3 protein-coding genes are annotated in these 1440 nt (G+C 68.9%); all 3 read left to right on the plus strand.

Annotation, left to right across the window (positions count from 1 at the left end; genetic code table 11):
- Positions 1-111 precede the first annotated feature (111 nt).
- The 3 genes from GJ633_RS16585 to GJ633_RS16595 all read left to right on the plus strand — a co-directional run bounded on the left by GJ633_RS16585 (position 112) and on the right by GJ633_RS16595 (position 1316).
- Positions 112-519 (plus strand): hypothetical protein, encoded by a 408-nt coding sequence (locus GJ633_RS16585; protein ID WP_321169137.1) that lies wholly within the window; start codon positions 112-114, stop codon positions 517-519.
- A 66-nt stretch (positions 520-585) separates the two neighbouring features.
- A complete protein-coding gene (locus GJ633_RS16590; protein ID WP_156589639.1) occupies positions 586-882 on the plus strand; it encodes an AbrB/MazE/SpoVT family DNA-binding domain-containing protein in 297 nt (98 codons plus the stop codon).
- A complete protein-coding gene (locus tag GJ633_RS16595) occupies positions 879-1316 on the plus strand; it encodes a PIN domain-containing protein (RefSeq protein ID WP_156589640.1) in 438 nt (145 codons plus the stop codon). The genes GJ633_RS16590 and GJ633_RS16595 overlap by 4 nt, the downstream gene beginning before the upstream one ends.
- Positions 1317-1440 lie beyond the last annotated feature (124 nt).

Here is a 1440-nt window from a genome sequence, read left to right on the forward strand (position 1 = left end):
GAGCGGCGCGGCCACGGGGTCGGCGACGCGGTTCCCGCGCGGACGGGGGCGGTGGGAACGCGGACGGGGACAGGGAGAAGACCGATTAGCGGCCGGCGCGAACGCCGACCCGTGTCCCTCCAACTCACACCCGTCGCTGCGTTCGGCGCGGCCCTCTTCGCGTTCGTTTTGCTCGCGACCGGAGTCTGGGTCAACTCCGATGCGCGCGCTCGCGGGAGCAGCTATCCGGCCGTCTGGGGCGTCTTCGCACCGCTTTCGGGGATCGTGCTGGGGTACTACCTCCTCTGGTGGCGTCGCGGGCGCCCCCGCGAGCGACCGCCGAACCGCGTGGAACGAGCGGCCGCCACCGCTGTCGTCGCCGGCCTCGGCGGACTGGTCGTCGGGAGCCTCGTCTCGCCGCCCGACCCGACCTCGCAGCTGACCGTCTGGCCGGTCGCGTTCGCCTGCTGTCTCCCCGTCGCGTACTGGGTGGTGAGACAGCGGTTCGGCGCGAGCGGGAGCAAGTACGCCGGTCGATGAGCGGGAAGGGACACTACTCGATCGGCGGTGGTTTTAGTAATACAGGGATTTTAGGTACAACTAGTAATGGTGAGTAGTACGAGTGAACCAACGGTAGTACGCGTCTCGCAGAAGGGGCAGGCCACGATCCCGAAAGGGCTGCGCGAGAAGTTCGGGATCGAGACGCCCGGCGAGGTGTTCGTCTACGAGGACGAGGGGCGGATCGTCGTCGAACCGGTCCCCTCGCCGGACGAACTACACGGAATTCACGCCGAAGGCCACGAACGCGGAGAGGCGACGGAGCGGCTCCGTGAGCTGAGAGACGAGGAGAAGCGCCGCGAGGCGAAGCGAGCCGAGCGGCTTCGGCCGTCGGAGGACGAATGAGCGGCGGGTACGTATTCGACACCGAGGCGATCGTCGCCTACCTCTACGGCGAATCCAGTCACGAAGCGGTCGCTGGGCTTCTCGACGAGGTGTTCGGCGGCGAGTCGGCGGGGGCGCTCGCCGAGACGAACGCCGGTGAGGTGTTCTACCTCGTGTCGCGGTTCGAGGGCGTCGACGACGCCCCGACCGACGCCTCGCTTCGGGAGGCCGACCGCGACCTCCGCGCGCTTGAGCGACGAGGGCTGGCGATCGAATCGGCGGACTGGCGGCTGGCGGCCGAGGTGAAGGCGCACGGGAGCATCTCGCTCGCCGACGCGTACGCCGTCGCACTCGCGAGCGAGCGAGACGCGACGCTCGTCGCCGGCGCGGACGACGACTTCGACGACCTCCCCGTCGCGGTCGACGTTCGTCGATTTCGGGACCACAGCGTGTAGGTCGGCAACTGCGATATCCTCCGAAGCCCCGGCCGCTTAGTTATAAATGGTCAGCAGCGGATCGGCGGTGAACACTTCCAAAGCCCCGGCCGCGAGGCGCTACGCGCCGCTGGCAGCCGGCGGC

Origin of the sequence: Halorubrum sp. CBA1125, assembly GCF_009742825.1 — an archaeon.
In the GTDB taxonomy this organism is placed as follows: Archaea; Halobacteriota; Halobacteria; order Halobacteriales; family Haloferacaceae; genus Halorubrum.